Origin of the sequence: Zunongwangia sp. HGR-M22 (assembly GCF_027594425.1) — a bacterium.
In the GTDB taxonomy this organism is placed as follows: Bacteria; Bacteroidota; Bacteroidia; order Flavobacteriales; family Flavobacteriaceae; genus Zunongwangia.
Window position 1 is genome coordinate 1,345,898 of sequence record NZ_CP115159.1, and the last position, 23,465, is coordinate 1,369,362.

General features: G+C 33.6%; 17 protein-coding genes. 7 read left to right on the forward strand and 10 right to left on the reverse strand.

Going from position 1 to position 23,465, the window contains the following annotated elements; genetic code table 11:
- The first annotated feature begins 18 nt into the window (after positions 1–18).
- Together PBT91_RS05975 and PBT91_RS05980 are read left to right on the forward strand one after the other, a co-directional pair.
- Positions 19–1,866: an ABC transporter ATP-binding protein gene (locus tag PBT91_RS05975; protein ID WP_270060863.1), complete on the forward strand. Its 1,848-nt coding sequence runs from the start codon at positions 19–21 to the stop codon at positions 1,864–1,866.
- Between the two features lies 1 nt (position 1,867).
- Positions 1,868–3,136: a glycosyltransferase gene (locus PBT91_RS05980; protein WP_270060864.1), complete on the forward strand. Its 1,269-nt coding sequence runs from the start codon at positions 1,868–1,870 to the stop codon at positions 3,134–3,136.
- Between the two features lie 48 nt (positions 3,137–3,184).
- Here PBT91_RS05980 and PBT91_RS05985 read toward each other — a convergent pair whose 3' ends face one another.
- Positions 3,185–3,421: a hypothetical protein gene (locus tag PBT91_RS05985; protein ID WP_270060865.1), complete on the reverse strand. Its 237-nt coding sequence runs from the start codon at positions 3,419–3,421 to the stop codon at positions 3,185–3,187.
- 228 nt (positions 3,422–3,649) lie between these two features.
- Between PBT91_RS05985 and trhA the strand changes: the two genes are divergently transcribed.
- On the forward strand, positions 3,650–4,321 hold the full coding sequence (trhA, locus tag PBT91_RS05990; protein ID WP_333474238.1) for a PAQR family membrane homeostasis protein TrhA: 672 nt from the start codon (positions 3,650–3,652) through the stop codon (positions 4,319–4,321).
- A 143-nt stretch (positions 4,322–4,464) separates the two neighbouring features.
- Here trhA and PBT91_RS05995 read toward each other — a convergent pair whose 3' ends face one another.
- From PBT91_RS05995 to sbcD, 3 genes are all read right to left on the reverse strand, one after another.
- Entirely contained in the window at positions 4,465–5,742 is a 1,278-nt protein-coding gene (locus PBT91_RS05995; RefSeq protein ID WP_270060866.1) for a carboxypeptidase-like regulatory domain-containing protein, read from the reverse strand.
- A 124-nt stretch (positions 5,743–5,866) separates the two neighbouring features.
- Positions 5,867–8,890, reverse strand: a complete 3,024-nt coding sequence (locus PBT91_RS06000) for an AAA family ATPase (protein ID WP_270060867.1) — start codon at positions 8,888–8,890, stop codon at positions 5,867–5,869.
- A gap of 2 nt (positions 8,891–8,892) precedes the next feature.
- Positions 8,893–10,116 carry an exonuclease subunit SbcD gene (gene sbcD / locus PBT91_RS06005; RefSeq protein WP_270060868.1) on the reverse strand — a complete coding sequence of 408 codons (1,224 nt, stop codon included), beginning with the start codon at positions 10,114–10,116 and terminating at the stop codon, positions 8,893–8,895.
- 325 nt (positions 10,117–10,441) lie between these two features.
- Here sbcD and serA point away from each other — a divergent pair, with 325 nt between their 5' ends.
- Entirely contained in the window at positions 10,442–12,334 is a 1,893-nt protein-coding gene (gene serA, locus PBT91_RS06010) for a phosphoglycerate dehydrogenase (protein WP_270060869.1), read from the forward strand.
- 87 nt (positions 12,335–12,421) lie between these two features.
- Here serA and PBT91_RS06015 read toward each other — a convergent pair whose 3' ends face one another.
- Positions 12,422–13,360: an oxidoreductase gene (locus tag PBT91_RS06015; RefSeq protein WP_270060870.1), complete on the reverse strand. Its 939-nt coding sequence runs from the start codon at positions 13,358–13,360 to the stop codon at positions 12,422–12,424.
- A gap of 505 nt (positions 13,361–13,865) precedes the next feature.
- Between PBT91_RS06015 and PBT91_RS06020 the strand changes: the two genes are divergently transcribed.
- Together PBT91_RS06020 and PBT91_RS06025 are read left to right on the forward strand one after the other, a co-directional pair.
- Positions 13,866–14,732, forward strand: coding sequence for a L,D-transpeptidase (locus tag PBT91_RS06020; RefSeq protein WP_270060871.1), 867 nt, complete (start codon positions 13,866–13,868; stop codon positions 14,730–14,732).
- Positions 14,733–14,844: 112 nt separating this feature from the next.
- The gene (locus tag PBT91_RS06025) at positions 14,845–15,519 is read left to right on the forward strand and encodes a hypothetical protein (RefSeq protein WP_270060872.1); all 675 of its coding nucleotides are present in this window, start codon (positions 14,845–14,847) and stop codon (positions 15,517–15,519) included.
- Between the two features lie 35 nt (positions 15,520–15,554).
- Here PBT91_RS06025 and PBT91_RS06030 read toward each other — a convergent pair whose 3' ends face one another.
- Positions 15,555–16,346 (reverse strand): HAD family hydrolase, encoded by a 792-nt coding sequence (locus PBT91_RS06030; RefSeq protein WP_270060873.1) that lies wholly within the window; start codon positions 16,344–16,346, stop codon positions 15,555–15,557.
- A 209-nt stretch (positions 16,347–16,555) separates the two neighbouring features.
- Between PBT91_RS06030 and PBT91_RS06035 the strand changes: the two genes are divergently transcribed.
- Positions 16,556–19,012, forward strand: coding sequence for a TonB-dependent receptor (locus tag PBT91_RS06035; RefSeq protein WP_270060874.1), 2,457 nt, complete (start codon positions 16,556–16,558; stop codon positions 19,010–19,012).
- A 237-nt stretch (positions 19,013–19,249) separates the two neighbouring features.
- Here PBT91_RS06035 and PBT91_RS06040 read toward each other — a convergent pair whose 3' ends face one another.
- The 4 genes from PBT91_RS06040 to PBT91_RS06055 all read right to left on the reverse strand — a co-directional run bounded on the left by PBT91_RS06040 (position 19,250) and on the right by PBT91_RS06055 (position 23,462).
- On the reverse strand, positions 19,250–19,606 hold the full coding sequence (locus PBT91_RS06040) for a phage holin family protein (protein WP_270060875.1): 357 nt from the start codon (positions 19,604–19,606) through the stop codon (positions 19,250–19,252).
- Positions 19,607–19,681: 75 nt separating this feature from the next.
- A complete protein-coding gene (locus PBT91_RS06045) occupies positions 19,682–20,311 on the reverse strand; it encodes a SanA/YdcF family protein (protein ID WP_270060876.1) in 630 nt (209 codons plus the stop codon).
- A gap of 521 nt (positions 20,312–20,832) precedes the next feature.
- Positions 20,833–21,981 carry a 3,4-dihydroxy-2-butanone-4-phosphate synthase gene (gene ribB / locus PBT91_RS06050; protein WP_270060877.1) on the reverse strand — a complete coding sequence of 383 codons (1,149 nt, stop codon included), beginning with the start codon at positions 21,979–21,981 and terminating at the stop codon, positions 20,833–20,835.
- 35 nt (positions 21,982–22,016) lie between these two features.
- A complete protein-coding gene (locus tag PBT91_RS06055) occupies positions 22,017–23,462 on the reverse strand; it encodes an LptF/LptG family permease (protein ID WP_270060878.1) in 1,446 nt (481 codons plus the stop codon).
- Between the last annotated feature and the right edge of the window lie 3 nt (positions 23,463–23,465).

The following is a 23,465-nucleotide window of genomic DNA, read 5'->3' on the forward strand; positions in this document are numbered from 1 at the left end:
CTATTTACCTCACTACCAATGAAAAATTTTAAAAGATTTCTCAAATATCTTATTCCATATAGAAATTATCAGATTTTAAGTGTTGTTTTCAATATTTTATATGCGCTCTTTTCTTCACTATCCATGTTATCCTTATTACCAATGATAAAGGTGCTGTTTGAAGATGGCGAAAAATTAACGGTAAAGCCAGTTTACCAAGGTATTAGGGATTTTGATCTTCATTATTTCGAGGATTATCTAAATTACTTTATAACCACAACACAAATTACTAAAGGGCCTTTATTTACTTTAATTATCGTAGTGGGATTTGTGTTAAGTACCTTTCTGCTAAAAAACCTGTTCAATTATCTTTCTATCTTATACATGACCTATTTAAACAATGGAATCTTAAAAGATTTAAGACAAGATGTTTACAATAAAGTTATAGGCTTAAACGTAGCTTTTTTTTCAAATGAAAGAAAAGGAGATTTAATTGCGAGAATGACGTCTGATATTAATACCATTAAAGTCTCTTTTATGAGTGTTTTAATGATGGTTAGAGAACCATTAACGATTCTATTTACACTACTAGGAATGATAGCAATTAGTTGGAAATTGACCATTTTCGTTTTCTTTTTTATTCCCATTTCCGGTTTTCTTATTACTAAAATTACAAAAGGAATAAAAAGTCAATCAGGGAATATTTTTGCAATGGAAGGTGAGCTTTTATCGAATATCGAAGAAACTTTAGGCGGAATAAAAATTATCAAAAACTTTAATTCTGAACGTTTTTTTTCTAAAAAGTTTTTTGAATTTACAGACAATATAAACAATCTGAATAATTCGATAGGTAAAACCATGAGCCTTGCTGCACCGGCTAGTGAATTTCTTGGGATTTTAGCCATTTCAATTCTGCTAATTTATGGTGGATCTTTAGTTTTGGTCGATCAGTCTTTAAGCGGAGGTGCTTTTATTGCGTATATGGGATTAGCCTATCAGATCTTAACGCCGGCTAAAGCAATAACCAAAGCAAATCATGCATTAATGGGTGGGAACGCTGCTTACGAAAGGGTCGCTTTAATTCTGGATGCAGTAGATCCATTAGAAGAAAAACCGGATGCGAAGGTTATCAAAGGTTTTAATAAAGAAATAAAATTTACTAATGTTTCTTTTAAATATAAAGATGATTATGTTTTAAAGAATTTTAATCTGACCGTTCCAAAAGGTAAGGTTGTGGCTTTGGTAGGAGAATCGGGAAGTGGGAAATCAACATTAGCCAATTTACTAACTCGTTTTTATGATGTTACCGAGGGCAGTATAACATTTGATGGTGTTGATATTAAAAATGTAACTGCAGCTTCTTTAAGAAATCAAATGGGGATTGTGGCGCAAGATTCAATATTATTTAATGATACTATCGCTAACAATATTTCTTTAGGTATAGAAAATCCTGAAGAAAGTAAAATCATTGAATCTGCAAAAATTGCTAACGCCCATAATTTTATAAGTTCTTTCCCTAAGGGCTATCAATACAGCGTAGGGGATGGAGGATATCAATTATCAGGGGGGCAAAGACAACGAATAGCGATTGCCAGAGCAGTCATGAAAAATCCTCCAATTATGATTCTTGATGAAGCAACTTCAGCTTTAGATACAGAATCGGAAAAACTGGTGCAGGATGCTTTGGAGAATATGATGGAAAATAGAACATCTATTGTAATCGCACACCGACTCTCAACAATTCAAAATGCCGATTTAATTGTAGTAATGAAGAACGGAGTGATTATCGAAAAAGGAACACATCACGAACTATTAGCACAAAATGGTACGTATAAAAATCTTGTTTTTCTACAATCATTAAATACCGCTCCTGTTTTAGCAAATTAATATGAATACAAAGAATAAAGGTTTAAACATCATTGGATATATAGATGGCGAATTTGGTTTGGGAGAAGCTGTACGATTAAATATTAAAGCAGCGAAAAGTCAGGCTATACCACTTCATTTGATCGATTATGAAAAGATCAAGAAAAATCCAGATCTTATTGTTGAGTTCAAATATTCGGTAAGTTTAGTTCAAATTTCTTTGAGAGATTTAGATAATTTTTTCAGAATTATAGATCCAGAATTATTCAAATTTAGATATACCATCTTATTTTTAATGTGGGAGTCGGAATATCTGCCACCAGAACATTCCGAAAATCTAAGTTTATTTAACGAAATTTGGACAGCTTCCTCTTTTTGTAAATCGATATTTAAAAGGGTTTATAACAATCCAATCACAATCGTTCCGCATCCAGTGGCATTTAAATTAAATGGTATTGGTAAGAAAATCGGTCGTAACTTTTTTGATCCTACTAAATTCAGTTTTCTATTTATTTTCAGTTATCACAGTTCGATGGAAAGGAAAAATCCAATTTTCCTTATTGATGCATTTAACAGAGCGTTCTCTGAGAATGACCCTGTAGAATTGGTTATTAAAACATCTGGAGCAATGGCTTTTAGAAAAGAAAATACTCAATTACTGAAAATAGCATCCTCGCATAAGAACATTAAAATATATGATGTCGATTTAGAAAAAGATGGTATAAATCACTTAATTAATGATTGCGATTGTTATGTTTCTATGCATCATTCAGAAGGTTTCGGTTTAACCCTTGCTGAAGCTATGTATTTAGGGAAGCCAACCATCGCTACCAATTATTCGGGTAATACGCAGTTTATGAATGCAGAGAATAGTTTTTTGGTAGATTATAAATTAGGATCAATTGAGAAGGTAGATAAGAATTTTTGTTCGAATACCATCTGGGGACATCCTCTTTTAGAAGATGCAATTGCAAAATTAAAAGAAGCCTACTTTAATAAATCATGTAGAGATTTTAAAGCATATAAAGCTAAAGCTTATATGGAAAGGGAGTTTTCGTTTAAAAACATAGGCCAAATTATGCAATATAGGCTGGATGATATTTATAAAGCTAGCGGCGATCTTATCTCAACTCAAAATGCATATCTTCTTAATCAACTACAGTTTGTAAAAGCTGAAAATGCACATCTGCAAAGAGAAATTAAGAGAATGAAGAAAAACCTGATTATTCGGTTTATTTTATTCTTGAAAAATAAAACACGAATGATTAAAAATAGTTTTAGAGCCGCTTAAAGTTTTTATCTTATTAAGATTACTAATTTTGAAATGAATATTTAAATATTATTTTTCATTCGCACTGGTCTGTTCAGAAGTTTTAAAATCATTTAAAAGTTCTGCGATAATAGATCCAATAGCATCATGTCGTTCTTCTGCTTTATCCATAAATTGAATTTTCCCCCAACCTCTTACATCACAAACAAAAAGTCCGTTTGCATCTTTTATCGATTGTCCGTTCTGCTCGTAATTCACTGGAAAGTTAATAGTATCTAGCAGTGCTTTTTTCTCTTCTGAAATCATAATTATTTTTTTTCAAAATTAATTTCTGCTTGCCTTTACTAAGTTAGCTGAATTTTAAATGGAAGTATTTCTATATTAACTTACGGTAAATAAAACTTATAATTTGTTGAGTTTGTCTAGGCAGAAAAAAGAAACCAAATTTTTATGATTTTGAAAGTTGTAGAAGAATAACCTTAAACCAAAATATTTCTACGTAAAAAATTAATCTTTAAAATACTTATTTTTGAAGTGAATATAATTAGAATGAGGGATCGCGATAGAATTAAATATTACACCAAATCTGAAGAGCGGGTTAATATAATTTCGCATGCTCTAGGTTTGCTGTTGAGTATTTTTGGGTCAATTATACTTATAATTAAGTCGGCAGAACTTGGTGGTACCATATTAAAAATAAGCTTTTGGATTTTTGGTTGTAGTATGATCATTCTTTATACCGCCTCTACACTTTATCATAGTGTTAGAGAGCGTAAACTTCGGTATAAACTTAATATTTTAGATCATGCTTCAATTTATATTCTTATTGCGGGAACGTACACACCCTTTGCGCTTGTAACGCTAAGAGGAACTATAGGTTGGATAATATTTGGAGTTATTTGGGGACTTGCGGTAACCGGAGTCATTTTAAAATTCTTTTTTATCGGCAAATTTCAAACCTTAAGCACAATTATGTATGTGGCGATGGGATGGATTATAGTGTTTGCCGTAAAACCTTTGCTGGATAATCTGTCTGGAGATGGTTTGTTTTGGCTTTTTGCAGGCGGAATTTCTTATACCGTCGGAGCAATAATTTTTAGCATCGATCGATTAAAATTCAACCATGCGATTTTTCATTTCTTTGTATTGTTCGGTACATTTTGTCATTTTTGGGCTATTTATTATCATGTAATCCCCAACAATTAAAAATTATTTTCTCCAATTAGCAGATCTAATTTCAAAAAAAATAACGGGATAAGACCATAAAATTGGGTCTCATCCCGTTATTCAATCCAAACAACTTAAACCATCTTTAGTTCTTCAGGAATTTTCCAAAAGAAGCAATATTTTTAATCTATTATTTTTCTCTGAATTTTTTCTATAGCATTCTGTATACTTTTATCGGGTTCTATAATATTGTTACTGCCCCAAAAATTTACATCAGCAAATCCATCAATATCATCTACCATAACAATAGCAGGTTTTATAAAATCTTTGTTTTGTGAAATAATGATATTCGATTTTTCCCATTCTGTTATGGCCATCTCACTATGTACTTTGTAGCGAGAATTAAAGATTTTATGTTTCCAGTTAACTACAAATTCCAGATCTGCTTTTCCGTAACTATAAAACCATTTACCATCTTTTTCACGATAGTCTACTTGATATTGGATGTTATCTGGATGTACTCTTACACCGTTCGGTTTTTTGCTGGTAAACATTCTACTTGCTACCCTGCGATTATCGGTATTTAAACTATAAACCGCTTTTACCAAAGTGAAACTTTCACTATCGATAAATAGTTTGCCAAAATACCATGGTCTGTCCCTTTCATTTTGTTTAAAATTTACTACATGCAATCTTCGCTCACCAATCTTAGTAGGTTTATCGTAGGTAAAACTGTACTTATCTAATTTATCAATATCAAAAAGAAATTGAGGATACTTCATCACATCAATATAGAGTGCATTAAAAGGCCCGCCACGTAATTTTAAAGCAACCGTATCCAGACGCTTATAATCGGTGCTTTTTCTTGCTTTTAAAATAGAAATATCATCATCCTTGCTAGAAAGATATGGTTGTTTATGCAATTCTGTAACTGCTTCAGATAAAGAAATATTTCGGTTTCCTTTTTTTATAGTTTCTCTATAAAATGCAGTCATTAAAGCTTTGTCACTTACATAATTTTCATCACGATTATACATCATATTTCTAACCAATTCCGTTGCATCTCCCTTAGTGTAAACACTAACTTCGTCTAATTCCTGCACGCTTTCCTGCATGGCTATAATCACATTTGCACGCTTAAAATAATCTAACTGAAGCTCTTTAGTTTGATAGCCAAGTGCAGAAATGCTAATTAGAGCATCTGTCATATCTTCTGGCAGCTTCAACGAAAACTCGCCATCCGAATTTGAAATTGTAGAAATCGTGGTGCCTTTTACATTGATGTGCGCAGACTGAATTGGATCTTCTGTAAAGGCATTTATTACTTGTCCTTTAAAAGATTGATAAGGATCGCTATTTTCTGTAGGTAGGCTTTTCGCCGTAACCGGACTTACCATTAGGAAAGTCAGTAACCAAACAGAAAAACAAAAACCTTGTAGAGTATTAATTTTTGCTTCCATTACTGTATGGTTTTAATTAAATACTTGTTAAGTATGTCTAAATATATTGATAAATATCTAATTTATAACATTTTAAATGTTAAATCAGTAACTAAAACCTTTTACGAATACGAAATTATAAATATTAATCCTTAATTGTGATAGAACTATAGCCTTGCCCATTTCTGGTAAGCATTACCTGCGTTGCAATGCGCTCTTTCAACGAATCTACATGACTAATAATTCCAATGGTTTTAGACGATTCGGCCTGTAATTTTTCTAAAGTGTCTAGTGTCTGGTCTAAAGTTTCAGGATCTAGCGTTCCAAAACCTTCGTCGATAAACAAACTATTAATCTCTACGTTTTTGGATGCAAGATCAGATAGCGCCAATGCCATCGATAAACTCAAAATAAATGTTTCACCGCCAGAGAGCGTTTTTACCGATCGTCGTTGCCCGCCCATGTGTTCATCAATGGCCACCAAACCATCATCTTCTTCATCTAAAGGTTTATCTATAATGTAACGATCGCTAAGATCGGCAAGTCGCTTGTTGGCCAAAGCAATAAGTTGCGTGAGCGTTAAATCCTGAGCAAATTCATTAAATTTTCTTCCGGTCGCATCACCAATTAATTCATTTAGCAATCGCCAGCGCTTTATTTTTTGCTCTTTTTCGGCAATTCCTTCTCTAATTTCACCCAGTTTTTGCAGGTTATCTTTTTGGTTTTCTAACTGTCTATAAAGTCCTTTACAAACTTCGCTAATGTCTTTTAACTTTTGGCGTTTTTCGGCCAATTGCTCCTGTAGTTCAGCTGAGGTTTCGTGGATATCTAGCTTTTGCTTCTCCTGTAATTGCTGCTTTAGTAAATTATAGGAAGTATTTAATTCTGATAATTTTTGCTGAATTTTTTCGCGCTGTTCCCTAAGCTGTAAGTATTCTTTTTCTGGCATTAAATTCTTTAGTGCCTGCTGTAAATTTTCGTAGCCTTTTTCTTTTAAAACTGACGAAAGTTCACGCTCTAAAATCGATAATTCTGAAGCTAATTTTTGATGTCGGCTTTTTAAAATTTTCAACTGTTCCTCAAAAGACTTTTTCTCTTGTTTTAGCGTTGTAAACTGGCGATGATACAGTCGATTTTTATCCAAAATATCGTCCCCTTTAAACAACTTCTCTTGTTCAGCTTTAATTTTAAAAGCATCACTTAGCAGTTCCTGCGCTTTTTGCTGATCTGGAATGGCATTTTGAGCAATCTCAAATTGTTTTTGTTCTTTTTCCCACTTTTCAATCAGTTCAAATTGCTCATTTAGCTTTGCAATATTTTGTTCCCAAACATCTTCGTTAGCAAAATCAAAATTTTTAAAGTTGGTTTTAAAGGCTTTCCTTTTTTCTTCGGAAGCGCTTTTCCATAGATTTTCTTCTTTTTGAAGCGACTTCAGTCGCTCATCAAAACTTTCGAAATTCGCCTGAAGTTTAGCCAGATTTGATAAATTTAGCTGCAATTCCTGCTGAAGCAATGCAATTTTTTCTTCTAATGCGCTGTCTTTTTCAGGAGCTTGATCTGCAAAAGGATGGTGCTTGGCGCCACAAAGCGGGCAAGGTTCATTATCAATTAATGTATGGCGTAAATCTTCTAATCTCGCTTCGAGCAACTGATTTTTTTGCTGTAATTGTAAATTTTCAAGATCTTTTTGTTGAAACTGAACTTTTGTACTCAAATCTTTTATTTGCTGCGGAAGCGCTTCGCTTTGCTTTTCTATAGTTGTTTTTTCTGAAGCAATTCGTTTTAATTCTCTGTCGCTTTCATCGATTTTTGCGTTCGCTCTTTGTGCCGCCCGTGTTTTTTCAGTTTGTTCTTTTAGCTGAAATTTTAAAGCTTCAGTATCGCTAAGATCGAAATTCGATAATTCAATCTCATAATTTTTAATGCGATTCGCCGCTGAATTGCCAATCGCTTGTAATTGTTTACTATTTTCCTCTGGATTTTTACTGAAATTGATGGGTAGATCGGCAGTTTTCAGCTTAAATTCATCCATCAGTTTCTTGTATTCGCGGCCTTTTTCCTTGCGTTCTTCTTCAAAATGCTGAATTTTCTCTGTAAATTCATTCAGCTTCATTTCAAAATCATTTGCTGAAACTTCAGTGTTTACCAACTGCGAAACTTCAGAAAGTAATCCTGAAAATGCTTGCTTATTTTTTCCAATCTTGGCTTCTATTTCAGTGATTTCTTTTGCGGTCGAAGCTTCGTTTTCTTTGCCTTGTTTCCAGTTTCGCAAATCGCCGGCGTGTTCTTGTAAATTTTCGTGTGCGCTGAGTGATTTACCGTTATTCTCGTTGAATTGCTTCAGACTTTCTTCAGCCTGCTTTTTTTCCGAAGCAATCTTGGAGATATTTTCCTGTTGATTTTTAATTTCCTGCTTCAGCTCAACGAATTTCGATAAACGCTGAATCTCTTTTTCCAGTGGTTCACAAGCGGCTTGCTGAGTTTTATAAGTCTCAGAAATTTCAGCATAATCTTCGTCATTCAGCAATGATTTTTGAATAATTTCGATTTCCTGCTGTTGCTGTAAAATGGCTTTACCAGCGTCTTTATTTTTTTCGTATGCTTTTTTTCCCAGTTCACGGTAAATTCCGGTTCCCGTTATTTTTTCCAATAACTCACCACGCTCGGCTTTGTTTACTTTTAAAAACTGTGCAAATTCTCCCTGGGCCAGCAAAACCGCCTTGATAAACTGATTATAATTTAAACCGATCAAAGCTTCGTTTTTCGCAGGAACATCAGACTTTTTAAGGTCGATTAATTTATTGGTCGCCAAATCGGCGATCTCCATTTCGTAATCTCTTAGATTATCATTACGATTGGTTGAAATTGACCATTTTGAAGTGAAAATACCTGACTTGCAACTATAAGTGACCTGAGCGGAAGCATGTTTTTGATTGCGGGTAAGAATCGCACCTTTGGCAATAATTTCATTTTTAGTGATCTTACCAAGACGTGGCACGTGGTTAAAAAGGGCTAGGCAAATTACATCTAAAATCGTGCTCTTTCCGCTCCCTGTTGGCCCGGTGATGGCAAAAAGTGAACTGGCAGAAAAAGGTTTGTCAGTAAAATCTATCTTTTGCGGCCCGCGTAAAGAATTGATATTTTCGAATTCTATTTTTAAGATTTTCATGCTTAGTCGGCAGGATTTTCAGATTGGTGAATTTCTTCTAATATTTCGTTGAAAGCGCTCCAAATTTCTTTTTCAGTTTCCTCTTCATATTCGTGTGCGCCCATTAATTCAGCAAAAACATCGGTAGGTTTTAGATCTTCTAGCTGCTGGGATTCCGCATAAAGCTCGGCTGTTCCTTTTAACTTATTTTTAAATTGTGCACGCTGCTTTACAATTTCGTATCCCGGTTTTTTTAATCCGTTTACCAAGACATCGAGAGCGTAGATCTTTTGGGCGTCATATTGTTCTTCAACCAAATCGACTTCAATCAAATAATCCAGATGTTCGTGTTCTTCCAACGTATTCAATTTCAATTCAATTTCGTTAATATCGCCACTAATTTTTAGTAATTTTCTAAAATTTGGAACGGTCACACTTTTAGGTTCCCAAGAAATTTCAGTATCCAAAATCAAGATTCTCTTATCATCTTTTCGTTCGCTAAACGAAAGTGGAATAGGGGAGCCGCTATAGAAAACTGGGATTTCTGCTGAAACGCGTTGCGGTTTATGGATATGGCCTAAAGCCACGTATTTGAAAAAATCGCCAAATTGAGATGCATTAAAAGCCGCCTGATTTCCTATCTGAATATCGCGCTCACTTTCTGAAGTTTCGATGCCGGCCGCAAATAGATGGCCCATGGCAATCGAAGGCACGTCTGCAAACTTATTTTGGCAAATTTCAGCTGCTTTTTCAAAAGTATGCTGAATTCCGTTTCGAATCGCTTCAATTCGGTCTTCATACGTTATACCTTCATTGGCTGTTCTCAAATCTGCGTCGCGTAAAAAAGGAATTGCTGCAATTATTAATTCAGCTTTATTTTCAGCATTAAAAATAGGGATAATAGTGTCTTCCAAATTTTCTGGTAATCCACCAATTATAGTAATATCCAATTCGCTTAAAATTTCTTTTGGCGCATCTAGCATGGCCGGCGAGTCGTGATTGCCACCCGTAGCAATAATCTTACAGTTTAATTTTTGCAATTTTATTAATGACTGGTAATACTGTTTACGAGCATCAGACGAAGGATTGGCAAGATCGAAAATGTCGCCGGAAATTAATAAAACTTCTATATTTTCTTCGGAAATGAGTTGGCAAAGCCAGTCGATAAACAAATCAAAATCTGCAAAAAGATCATGTTTATGCAGTTTTTTACCAATATGCCAATCGGCCGTATGAAGAATTTTCATGCTGAAATTTAGGTTTAAAAAAGAAAAGTTAGGCTTACAATAGCAAAGGTATTTAAATAAAAATCCAATTTGAAAATGACTAATACCATTTAGCTAAGCTTTGCTAAAAATAAATTGTTCTTTTAAATTATTGTATTTTGAATAAAATCCTGAAAACCTTGATTTTTATCTACAAAAAATCTTTGAACAGATTAAAAAATAAAGACTTTTTAAAATCTTTGATTGCTTGGGATTTAACTAGATTTTTACGAATTAAAAAGCTGTAAACTCTACTAAAAATAGTAGTTTTGGGAAACTCATTATTAAAGAGTAACGACATTAACTAATGGAAACTAAGAGAAATTACGTAATAGATTTCGACAGTACTTTTACGCAAGTAGAAGCTTTGGACGTTTTGGGAGAGATTTCCCTGGCAGGCGCCAAAGATAAGGAAGCTAAGCTAGCCGAGCTTAAATCTTTAACCGACCGTGGAATGGAAGGGAAATTGGCTTTTAGAGATTCGCTTAGAGAGCGACTTGATATTTTGGAAGCCGAAGAAAAGCATCTTGACCCGCTTATTGAAAATCTAAAAACCCGAATTTCTAAATCCTTTAGACGCAACGAAGAGTTCTTTAGAGAAAATAGTGATAATATTTATATTATGTCTAATGGATTTAAAGAATTTATTATTCCTATTGTGGCTGAATTAGGGGTTAAAGCCGAACATGTTTTTGCCAATGATTTTGTATTCGATGAGAACCGCAAAATTGTAGGTTTTAATACCGATAATGTCTTAAGCAGTAACAATGGGAAGGTAAAACAATTAAAATCATTAGATCTTAAAGGCGATGTTTACGTGATAGGCGACGGTTATACAGATTATGAAATTAAAGCTGCCGGCCTTGCTAATAAATTTTACGCCTTTACCGAAAATGTAGAACGTGATAAGGTAACTGAAAATGCCGATCACATCACTCCAAGTTTCGACGAATTTTTATATCTACACAAAATGAATAAAGCGATTTCGTATCCAAAGAATAGAATAAAAGTATTATTACTTGAGAATGTACATGCCGATGCCGTGGCGATAATGAAGGAAGAAGGATATAATGTACAAACAATTGCTGGTGCTTTAGACGAAGAAGAATTAAGTGAGCAAATTAAAGATGTTCATGTTTTAGGAATACGTTCTAAAACGCAACTCACTAAAAAAGTATTAGAAAATGCCAATCGTTTAATGGCAGTTGGTGCGTTTTGTATTGGTACCAATCAAATCGATTTGGAAGCTTGTCTCGATAAAGGTGTAGCCGTTTTTAATGCGCCATATAGCAATACGCGATCTGTTGTAGAACTAGCCATTGGAGAAATTATTTTCTTGATGCGTAATCTGTCTGATCGTATTGCTGAAATGCATAAGGGAATTTGGAATAAATCTGCCACTGGTAGTTTTGAAGTTCGAGGAAAAAAACTAGGTATCGTTGGTTATGGTAATATTGGAGCGCAACTTTCTGTAATGGCAGAGAGTATAGGTTTTGATGTTTACTACTATGACCTTGTAGAGCGTTTAGCTTTAGGAAATGCAACCAAGTGCAGTTCTTTAGACGAACTATTACAAACCGTAGATATTGTTACCTTTCATGTAGACGGTAGAAAAGAAAATAAGAATATCATTGGAGATCGTGAACTTTCTTTAATGAAAGACGGTTCGTATTTACTTAATTTAAGTCGTGGATCGGTTATCGATATAGAAGCCTTGCATAAGCATATTTCTTCCGGGAAAATAAAAGGAGCAGGAGTAGATGTATTTCCAAAAGAACCAAAAACCAATAACGAAGAATTTGTTTCTAAACTAAAAGGTTTACCAAACGTAATTCTTACACCACATATCGGTGGAAGTACAGAGGAAGCTCAAGAAAATATTGGAAACTTCGTTCCTGGTAAAATTATAGAATATATAAACACAGGAGGAACAACCAATAGTGTAAATTTCCCTAATTTACAGTTGCCAAGATTGGAAAATGCACATAGGCTAATTCATATTCATCATAATAAGCCGGGAATTATAGCGCATATGAACAGAATTTTGGCAGCTAACGATATTAATGTGGTTGGCCAACATCTAAAAACTAACGAAACTATAGGTTATGTGATCACAGATATTGATAAAGAATATGATAACGATGTGATCAAAGAATTAAAAGGAATAGAGGGAACAATTAGATTTAGAGTTCTTTACTAGGATTTTCTTTTTATTATATGTGAATAAAAAGCAGCATCATTTTGATGCTGCTTTTTAGTTTTTCATATTATTATGAATTTAATAAGATTATGAGGCCTGAGCTTTATCCTGCGATTTCTGGAAATATTTAAAGTTCACAATTTCTTCAGAAACCTTCCAAAGTTTTTTCGCCTTATCTTTTTCTTTTGAATTATAATCTGAATCTACAATTACAGGGTGGCCTTTATATTGTTTTCTTCCTGAAGGACCAATATATTCTCCACCATTTAAAGTTTCATCTAAACAAGCCCTTAAAACAGGTAAAGCTCCTTTTTCTGCAGACTGAGACAATACAGGCATTAAAATTGGAGATAAAAATTTAAGCCATTTAGGTAAATTTTGCATAAGGTTGGTGTTAGAAACCCCCGGATGTGCGGCATAAGAATGAATATCATATCCTTTTTTAACCAATTTTTTATCTAAATGATAAGCAAAAATTAAGCAGGCTAGTTTACTTTGCGCATAGAATTGGCGCCTGTCATAACCTTTTTCTGCATTAAGATTGTCAAAACGAATGTCTCCCCATTTATGAGCGAGACTACTAAGACTCACTACACGAGATCTAAACGAATTTTCTAAAACGGGAATTAATAAACCGGTAAGTAAAAAATGTCCAAAATAATTGGTTGCCATTTGCAATTCCAGATCATCATCGGTTTTTTGGAAAGAAGTCATCATTATACCCGCATTGTTTACCAGGATGTCTAACTTATCGTACTGGGATTTAAACTGGTCAGCAAAAGATCGTACAGAATCCAGACTTGCTAGATTAATTTCCATTAACTTCAATTTAGCCTTAGGATTTAGCTTTATTATTTTCTGCTTTGCGTTTTCTGCTTTTTTAAGATCACGGCATGCCATAATAACTTCGATGCCTAAACTAGCCAAACCTTTAGTGGTTTCGTAACCTATGCCTACATTGGCACCAGTAACAATGGCTATCTTACCCGTTTTATCTTTAGCTTTATTTAAAGACCAAAAGTTCATAGAAGAATTGTTTGAGGATTTGATTCAGATTTTTTGGTTGAAGCACTCAATTTAGTGTTCAGGTAAACGGAGAAAAGTTCGCTATCTTTCAAAGTTGAATAGGATCATTATAGGTTAATTTTCTCCATCTTTCGGATTATAATAATTGAATTTTTAAGAGATCTAGCTATAAATGTAAAACTGAAAATTTGATTATTTTGTTAAACGAAGTATAATTACAGATTAAAGAATTTATAGCCTTCAAATTAAATGAATTGATAATATTTGTGTTTTAAATTATTATTATCGCTACATTAATTCCTTCCTCTGGAAAAATGAAATGCTAACAATTTGTTTTTTGATTAAATCTCTTAATAAGAATTCAACAAATAATTAACTCGATCTTAGTAATTTTGAGAGATGTAATCCTCTACATTTGTGAATCACAATAATAATCCCTTATTGTGAGGATTTGTTTTATATGATGACGAAATTTACTAAAAATTCGCTTATTTTATTTTGTATTTTGAGCTGTCTGATAGCTTGTAATAAGGAGGAGAAATCTACCAAAATTGTTGAAGTTCCAGAGAAAGTTTTAGATACTTTAAAGATAGAACCACCATTAGAGCGACTGGATGTAGTTTATACGATAGATTCGCTAAAATCAAAAACCGCTTTAGATAGTTTCAATACTCGATATACAGAAGAGCAGCGCAAAACAATTTATGCTATAAATCGAATTGATAAACGAAAACTCTGGACTGGGAAAGAAATTGTTATTCCAGATTCTGTAAGTAACGATATCATGGATTACAGCCCGTTCCCAAAAAAATTAGGGATGGTAGATACTATACCCAAACTTGTTTTAATCTCTCAAAGAATTCAGGCTTTTGGCCTTTACGAAAGCGGAAATTTGATTAAATGGGGCCCGGTAAGTAGTGGTAAAAAGTCGACACCAACACCAAACGGTTTACACTATGGTAATTATAAAGCTAAACGTAAAGTGAGCTCTGTGAACAAGGATTGGATTTTACCTTATTATTTCAATTTTATGAACTTTGAGGGTGTAGGTACTCACCAATACTCTTTGCCTGGCTATCCTGCCAGTCATGCCTGTGTAAGGTTATATATGGACGATGCTAATTTTATCTATGATTGGGCAAATATGTGGACACTAGAGGGTAACCGCATTAAAGCTAATGGCACACCATTTATCGTTTTTAGTGCCTACGATTATAAAGCAAAGAAACCATGGTTACAGCTAGCCGATAGCGTAGAAAGTAATGATTTTACCGAAGATGAAATTAAAATTTTAGGGGAATACGTGAAATCTTACAAAAAAGATGCTAAAAACTTTGTTACAATAGAGGAATTAGAAAAACCGCTGACGTAGTAAATTAAAGTTTTTTATATTTCCATTAAATATAACCACGATGAAACATCTTCGGCTGATAACTCTTATAATTCTTTTCATTTCAATTAATAATTTTGCGCAAACCAATATCATGGTACGTGCCAAAGCAAAGGATGCCAAATTTATAGGAACATCTATTGGCGGCGCTAAAGTTATAATACGAGAGGTGCTAACGAAAAAGATTTTATCTGAAGGTGTTACCTCCGGAAGCACGGGCAATTCAGAAAAGATAATGAAGCAACCAAGGTTGCGTTATCAGAAAATTTCAGATAATAATACCGCTGGATTTTTAGCTAAATTAGATATTTCAGAGCCTACTTTTGTCGAAATTGAAGCTTACGCACCGATCAATAAAAAACAGGCAGCGATAAAATCTACTACTCAACTTTGGGTGATGCCGGGGAAAGATATTATGGGAGACGGCGTTATTCTTGAAATTCCGGGATTTGTGATTGATATTTTGAGTCCGCAAACCCACGAGCGTATTCCTGGCGAAATTTCTACGGAAATTAAGGCGAATATTGTAATGATGTGCGGTTGTCCTGTTGAAGAAGGCGGGCTTTGGGATGCAAATGACTTCGAAATAAATGCTGTAGTAGAGTCTGAAGGATTTTTTAAGGAAATTGAATTAAAGCAGACTGAAAAATCAAGTACATTTTCTGGTAATATCGATTTACAAAAAGGAAATTATTCAATTACTGTTTACGCTTTTGACGCTAAAACAGGAAATACCGGGGTAGATAAAACCAATATTATAATTAACTAAAAATCCCGTAATAACGGGATTTTTTGATTGCTACTTTAATCTAAAAGACCCATTTCACGTATAGTTTCTACCACGCCATTTTCATTATTATCGTATTTAGTAATATAATTACTTACTTTAATAATTTCTGGATGTGCATTCTTCATGGCATAGCTATATTTAGCATTTTGCATCATTTCTAGATCGTTTAAATAATCACCAAAAACCATTGTTTCTTCAGGAGAGATATTTAATTCTTTTTGTACGCCTTTTATTGCATTCCCTTTATTGGCGGTATTCGACATGATGTCTATAAAAATTCTCGAAGCAATGGCTACCTTATAATTATCCTTAAATTTTTCGAATTTTGGATATGTGTTCTCCTCTACACCCTCAAAATTACAGAGCGTAACTTTCAAAACTTTATCATCGACTTTGGTAAGATCTTCAACTATTTCCAATCGTTTATAGTATTTACTTACTTCATTGATAAATTCATCATCTTCGCTTTCCGCGTAAGCAGAATTTACGCCACATAAGACCAAATTACAATTCTCGGCTTCGCGACCAAGCTTAATAAATTCATTAGCCTGCTCACGATCCATGGTATCGGTGTATAATTCTTTATCCTTATGCACTACATAACTTCCGTTTTCAGCAAAAAACATCATATGCCCTTTTAATTGCTCAAATTTGGACGCTAGATTATAGTATTGGCGACCGCTGGCTACAGAAAACATAATGCCTTTATCTCTCAGTTTTTTCTCTACTTCCCAAAATTCTGGATGGATTTTATGCTCATCATTAAGCAATGTACCATCCATATCTGTTATAATTAGTTTGATCATATCCATATTTTAAAAACTTAAATATAGCTGTTTATATGCAGAATTGGAGCAGGGGAGTATGAATTTATTGTTTCTTTAAGAAGCGATTTTGCAAAAAATAGAAGTGATTTTTATTTAAAATAATTCTTAATAATTTTTTTCAAGTGGATAAGCATTTATACATTTGCGGGGTTATTTAAAAAAAGTCTAAATAAACATATTTGTAACAAATGTCACAGAAACATCTTTTATTATTTTTGTCTTTATTTATTTGTTCGCTCGGATTTGCCCAGAATTCGGGAACGCTTAAGGGTCAGGTGATTAATAGTGCTAGTGAACCTATCTTTAATGTGAATGTCTCTTTGGTGGGTACTTCTAGAGGAACTGAAACCAATAACAATGGTTTTTATGAATTGCGTAACGTAGCCCCCGGAACGTATACCATTAAATTTTCTTATGTAGGTTACAAATCTTCAGAAATAAATATTAATGTAGAAGGCGGAGTTATTACTGAAGCTGCACCAGTTGTATTAGTAGGTAGCGAAGAACAATTGGGAGAAGTACTTCTTAATGCCGATAATAAAGTAAATGAGTTTACTAAAAGCTCTAGTGTGTATGTATCGAAATTACCACTTTCCAGAATGGAAAATCCACAGGTTTATAATTCTATTTCTGCAGAGTTATTGCAAAGTCAGGTAGTAACAAACTTTGATGATGCACTTAAAAATGCGGCAGGAATTACCAAATTATGGGAATCTACTGGTAGAGGTTCTGATGGTGCAGGTTATTATTCTTTAAGAGGTTTTGCTGTGCAACCAAGTTTAACGAATGGCTTACCAGCTTTAACAAATGGTAGCCCAGATCCACAGAATATCGAAGCTTTAGAAATTATAAAGGGACCATCTGGAACTTTGTATGGTAGCTCTGTAATTTCTTACGGTGGTCTAATTAATGTGGTTACCAAGAAGCCATATAATCATTTTGGAGGTAATATTTCTTATACTTCAGGAAGCTATGGTTTAAATCGATTAACGGCAGATGTTAATTTACCTTTAAGTGAAGGTGTGAATTTAAGAGTAAATTCAGCTTATCACACTCAAGAAAGTTTTCAGGATGCAGGATTTAGAAAATCTTTTTTCTTTGCACCATCTTTATCGTATCAAGTAAACGATCGTCTTTCATTTTTGATTAATACTGAAATTTATCAGGTAGAAAGTACAAATCAAACTATGCTTTTCTTAGATCGAGGAAACGAATTAGCGGTAAATAACCTGGATGAATTAGGCTATGATAATAAGAAATCATACACTTCTGATGATTTAGGAATCGAAAACCCAATGTACAGCATACAAGCGCAGATGAATTATAAATTATCTGATAGTTGGACTTCGCAAACGGCCTTCTCTCAAAGTTCAGCAAAAGCAAAAGGGTATTATTCTTATTTGTATGAAGGTACTTCAGCTTTTAAAGGAGATAACCCGGCTAACGGAATTGTGTTAGAAGACGGAGTGGTTTTTGGACGACAAATGAATCACCAGAACTCTACAACGCTAACAAGCGATATTCAGCAAAATTTTATTGGAGATTTTGAGATTGGTGAAATGAGAAATCGTATTGTCGCCGGATTGGATTATTACAATCAAGAGGTTAGAAATAATGGAACGGGTTATCTTCGTAATGGTTTAATCTATATTGGTGATGCCAGTGTAGATAATGTAAATGCCAGTGTTTATGGGATTACAGATCCAAATGCTTACCTAAGCAATTACGATAACGGAAATTTATCTGAGCCTGGTGTAGATGCACTTTTTGCAGATTCTGATATCACTCCATCAATTTCTAGACAGGAAATTTATAGTGCTTATGTTTCAGATATTTTTAATCCCATCGAAGCATTATCGATCATGGCCAGTTTACGTGTAGACCGTTTTGAAAGCGAAAGCAATAGCCAGACGGCATGGTCACCAAAATTTGGTGTAGTGTATCAGCCCATTTTAGATAAAGTTTCTCTTTTTGCAAACTATCAGGATGGGTTTAGTAATGTATCACCACAAATAGGTGAAGATTCGGATGGAAATTCTGTAAACTATGAATTTGATCCAGAACATGCAGCCCAGCTGGAAGGAGGGGTTAAACTTAATCTACTTAATAATAAATTAGCAGCTACCTTATCTTATTACGATATTAAGGTAACCAATACGGTAATGACCATTGCACCACAGGTATATACTCAGGGTGGTGAATTATACAGCCGCGGATTTGAAGCCAGCATTACCGCATCTCCTGTAAAAGGATTAAATATTAATGCAAATTACAGCTATAACGAAAGTGAACTTACTGAGGGTGATGCAAATTATGTTGGACTTCGTCCAGAAAGTGCAGGTCCTCAAAATCTTGCTAACCTTTGGGCAACCTATAAGTTCTCTGGGAATATTTTAAATGGATTTGGAGCTGGTTTTGGCGGAAATTACGGTAGTGAAAATATGATTTTGAACCGAAATATTACCGGTGCTTTTACTTTAGATGATTATACTGTTTTAAACGCTTCTTTATTTTACCAGACCGATAAATTTGGAATTACTTTAAAGCTGAATAACTTAAACGACGAAGAATATTATAATGGTTGGTCTACGATAAATCCACAAATCGGAAGAAATCTAGCAGCTAATTTTACTTATAAATTCTAAAAGCATATAAAAAGTTTATTCTAGTTAGTTTGTGTTAAAGTCGGATGCTTTTTATAGCATCCGGCTTTTTCTTTTTATAATGCTCGCTTGCAACATCTTTAGTTTATGCTAAAAAGCTTATAGCCGCAAGAGCTAACCAAATAATCCATTTGTAACTAATATTCTAATAGCTTAGCAATAGGAGGATTCACGATGTTAGGATGAAAATTTAAAAATTAAGTATCGAAACAAAGAATGTTAGAAAATCATAGCATCTAAAATACTTCCAAATAAAGCCAATATCACAGCCAACCAAAGAGAAGGTAAGAAACCCTCGGTTTTAAAATCACTACTTACTTGATCTGCAATTTCAATAATGATAGCGTAAGCGACGATTCTGGTTATAAAGCCAAGTCCAAGGAAATAAAAGATTCCTAAAGTTGCAATATTAAGAACTGCCGTTAATAACCAGCTTAAGAAAAAGCTTAAGACGCCAATTAATAACGCCACTAAAAGTGCAGTTTTAAAACCTTTTAGATGAACTTTATTTAGAAACTTTGCAGCAATCATTAAGATTACGGCATCTAATAAGATATGAAGTATTGCTGATAACATAAAAATTTTTTTTGGTTGTTTTCTGAAAAATACAAAACCAAAAACATAGAAATCTGCTATTTAAAAAAAGCTTAACTAAACTTTCTTTTTGGAAAGGCTAGGGGTTGTTTTAAAAACAACTTCAAATAAGGCCTTAAAATTTGCCAGTTTTTCGCGCTTCATAATTTTTGTTTCTATTCTAAAAGCGCGTTCTTTTGCCTGGTATCCATAATAATCCAAGCCAAGATGTTTTGCTATAAACATGGCTCGCGGCAAGTGAAAATCCTGAGTTACGACGATGGCATCTTCTATTTGAAATACTTTAGAAGCCCTATACATACTATCGTAAGTATTAAAACCTGCATGATCCAAAATTAGATTATTTTTAGGGATACCATGATTAATTAAGTAGTTTGCGATAGCATCTACCTCGTTGTAGTCATCGCTACCGTGATCTCCACTTATTAATATTTGGTTTACTTTTTGGTTTTTAAAAAGATCGATTGTACTATCTACTCTGTCTTTAAGAATAGGAGAGAGTTTGCCACTAGAATAAACGCTAGCACCTAATACAATAGCAGTTTTAGTATTAGGGACGTTCCTAATTTCAGTATAAATGCGACTAGATGTATCTTGTTTTATATAAGCTTCTAAACCCAGAGTTATCAAAATACCTAGAACGATAATAATTACCGTATATAGAATAGATTTCTTAATAAGCCGCATGCATTCTTCCCTTTTTTATATAAAAATCGAATATAACTAATATTATTAGATGAATAACCTATTTCTATTTATTAACGTAACAATTGCAATATGCATTGTTCAAAATAGAAGAAATTAAGCCATATTTTTAAAGATTATAAATCTTGATCTTAAAAAAGTTATAAAGAAAAAAGGTGTAATGTATTGCTAGAAAAATTGCTAATCTAGTTGGAAATGTTCAAAATTTACGCGTTACAACTTAGGTTTTTTTACTTGGGAAACTTTAAGAATTATAAAGTTACATGAACTTAATAATGTCTAAGTGTTATTTACAAATGAAAATGATATCTCCCTTGTCATGAAAAAGTAATACGGACAGAAGAAGATATCATCATAAATCCTTGTAATTTATAAATACCAATTAAAATTTGAGAAAATTATAGCTGCAAAAAGCTCAAAAGCTATTTAGTAGAAAATATTTTATCTTCTTAATCAATCTTTGGAGCTTGTAATCTCGATTATCGAGTAAGAAATGATATGTTTTAGTAATTTACATAATCTACTATTTCTAAACCATAACCAATCATACCTACACGTTTCGTTTGTTTGGAATTAGAAAGAAGTTTTATCTTATGTATCCCCAAATCATGTAAAATTTGAGCGCCTATACCAAAATCTTTATGATCCATAGAAGTGCTTGGAGCTTTCATCTCGCCTTCTTTTTGGCTTTCTTTCAACTCAGCTAGTCTATTAAGTAAACTTAGCGGTTTTGTAGCAGGATTTATAAAAACAATAGCTCCTTTACCTTCTTTTTCTAAAGCTCTAAACATGTTGTCTAACTTCTTATCGGCATCGTTAGTTAAAGTGCCTAGAATATCATTATTTACCAATGTAGAATTCATTCGAACAAGAATTTCCTCATCCTTAGACCACGATCCTTTGGTTAAAGCAATGTGAACTTGATTATTGGTAGTTTGTTTGAAAGCGCGAAGTCTAAATTCTCCAAATCTGGTTTGAATTTGAAAATCCTCTTCTTTTATAATTAAGGAATCATGCTGCATACGATAAGCAACAAGATCTTCAATAGAAATAATTTTCAGATCAAATTTTTTAGCTACTTCCATTAATTGAGGAAGTCTAGCCATAGTACCATCATCATTTAGAATTTCAACTAAAATACCTGCTGACTGAAGTCCTGCGAGTCTAGCTAAATCTATAGAGGCTTCTGTATGTCCTGTTCTTCTTAAAACTCCGCCATTTTTAGAACGTAAAGGGAAAATATGTCCTGGTCGTCCTAAATCTTCCGGCTTAGTATCACTTTCAGTTAATGCTTTAATGGTTTTAGCACGATCATGTACAGAAATTCCTGTGGTACAACCATGCCCTATCAAATCTATAGAAACGGTAAATTGTGTGTTATGAAGTACAGTATTTTCATTCACCATTAAATTTAATCCAAGTTCCTTAGAACGATCTTCGGTAATTGGAGCACAAATTAATCCGCGCCCGTGAGTGGCCATAAAGTTAATCATCTCTGGAGTAACTTTCTCTGCTGCAGCTATAAAATCGCCTTCATTTTCACGATCTTCATCATCTACAACGATTATTATTTTTCCAGCTTTTATATCCTCAATGGCCTCTTTTATAGTATTTAATTTGAAAGACTTATGACCTTCATTATTTACTGACATCTTGCAATTTTTTTAGGTTAACAAAGGTATTTAATCTATTTATCTTTATGCTTTATCAGTGCCATCTTTTTCAGGAACTTCGAAATTGGTCTGGTAATAGAATCAAATGAAAACAGCCCTTGATCGGTAGTTGCTCGATAGGTGAAATAGATTCCCAATGGCAGCATAATTAATGTACTTAGCCATGTCGCTATAAAGGGGCTTACACTACCATCTTCTGCACTGTTTTTGGCAAAAATACCTATAAAGTGATAGGTAAGAAAAATGATTATGGCGATGACCATAGGTAAACCCATTCCTCCTTTCCTAATAATAGCGCCTAACGGAGCTCCCACAAAAAATAAAACGATACACGCAACTGCTAGTACATATTTTTCATGCAAGGCGATTTCATATTTATTTAGACGTCTAACACTTTGTTTAAATTCTTGTTTTTTAATCGATAGGTGAGAAACTGCAGCATTCGTAGTTCTAATAGCATCATCAATCATTCTTAGAGATTGCTGTGTATCATATTCGTCTAAAATGGAATTCTTAATTTCCTTAGGGGTAACAGAATCTACAGGATTAAAATTTCTATCCAATGTTTCAACTCCTGTTCTCCCGTACATGGAGGCTGCAAATGCTTCCTTACGCTCATTTAAAGCAGTAGAGAAACTATCGATACTTTTTGTGAGTTCCCCAATTCTAAGCATACTTTGGGAGGTATAACTTTCGTCTTCCATATCTACCTGATTTAAGGAAGAAAGATCGATGTTCATTGTATACTCACTAAAATGGCTTTTAGCAAAAGGTTTGTGATCTCTTTTAGAATAATCACTAGGTTCTACTTCTCTATAATAATTCCCATCGGTAAGTATTAGAGATAAAACATTAGATTTTTCACTACTTACTAATTCCCCTTCTTTAGATTTTATGACCGTATAATCACCACCACGTTCAGTACCCATATGGATAATAACATTATGCAAGTATTGATCGTTATCACCTGTCTTTTTATCTACTTTTATATTAATATTACCAACATCATTAAAAACACCTGCAGATATTGCCATAGCAGGTTTCATCTTAGCAATATTCTTACGCAAATTAAGTATTTTGAATTCAGCCGCAGGAATAACATTATTGGCAAATACAAATCCTGTTACACTTACTAAAAGAATGAATAGCGTAAGACTGCGCATTGCTCTTTGCAAAGAAATCCCGGAAGATTTCATGGCGGCAAACTCATAATTTTCAGCAAAATTACCAAATACCATAATCGAAGTAAGCAATATGGTAAGCGGTAACACCATAGGAACTAATTTAGGTGTTGTAAACAATAAAAACTTCAGGATTATAGCAACATCTAAATCTTTACCAGCTAGCTCACCTATGTACAGCCAGATAGCCTGAAGTACAAAAATGAACATCAATATAACAAAGACGGTAAAGAATGTTTGTAAATAGCTTACGAGTATGTACCTGTCTAATATTTTCAAAAG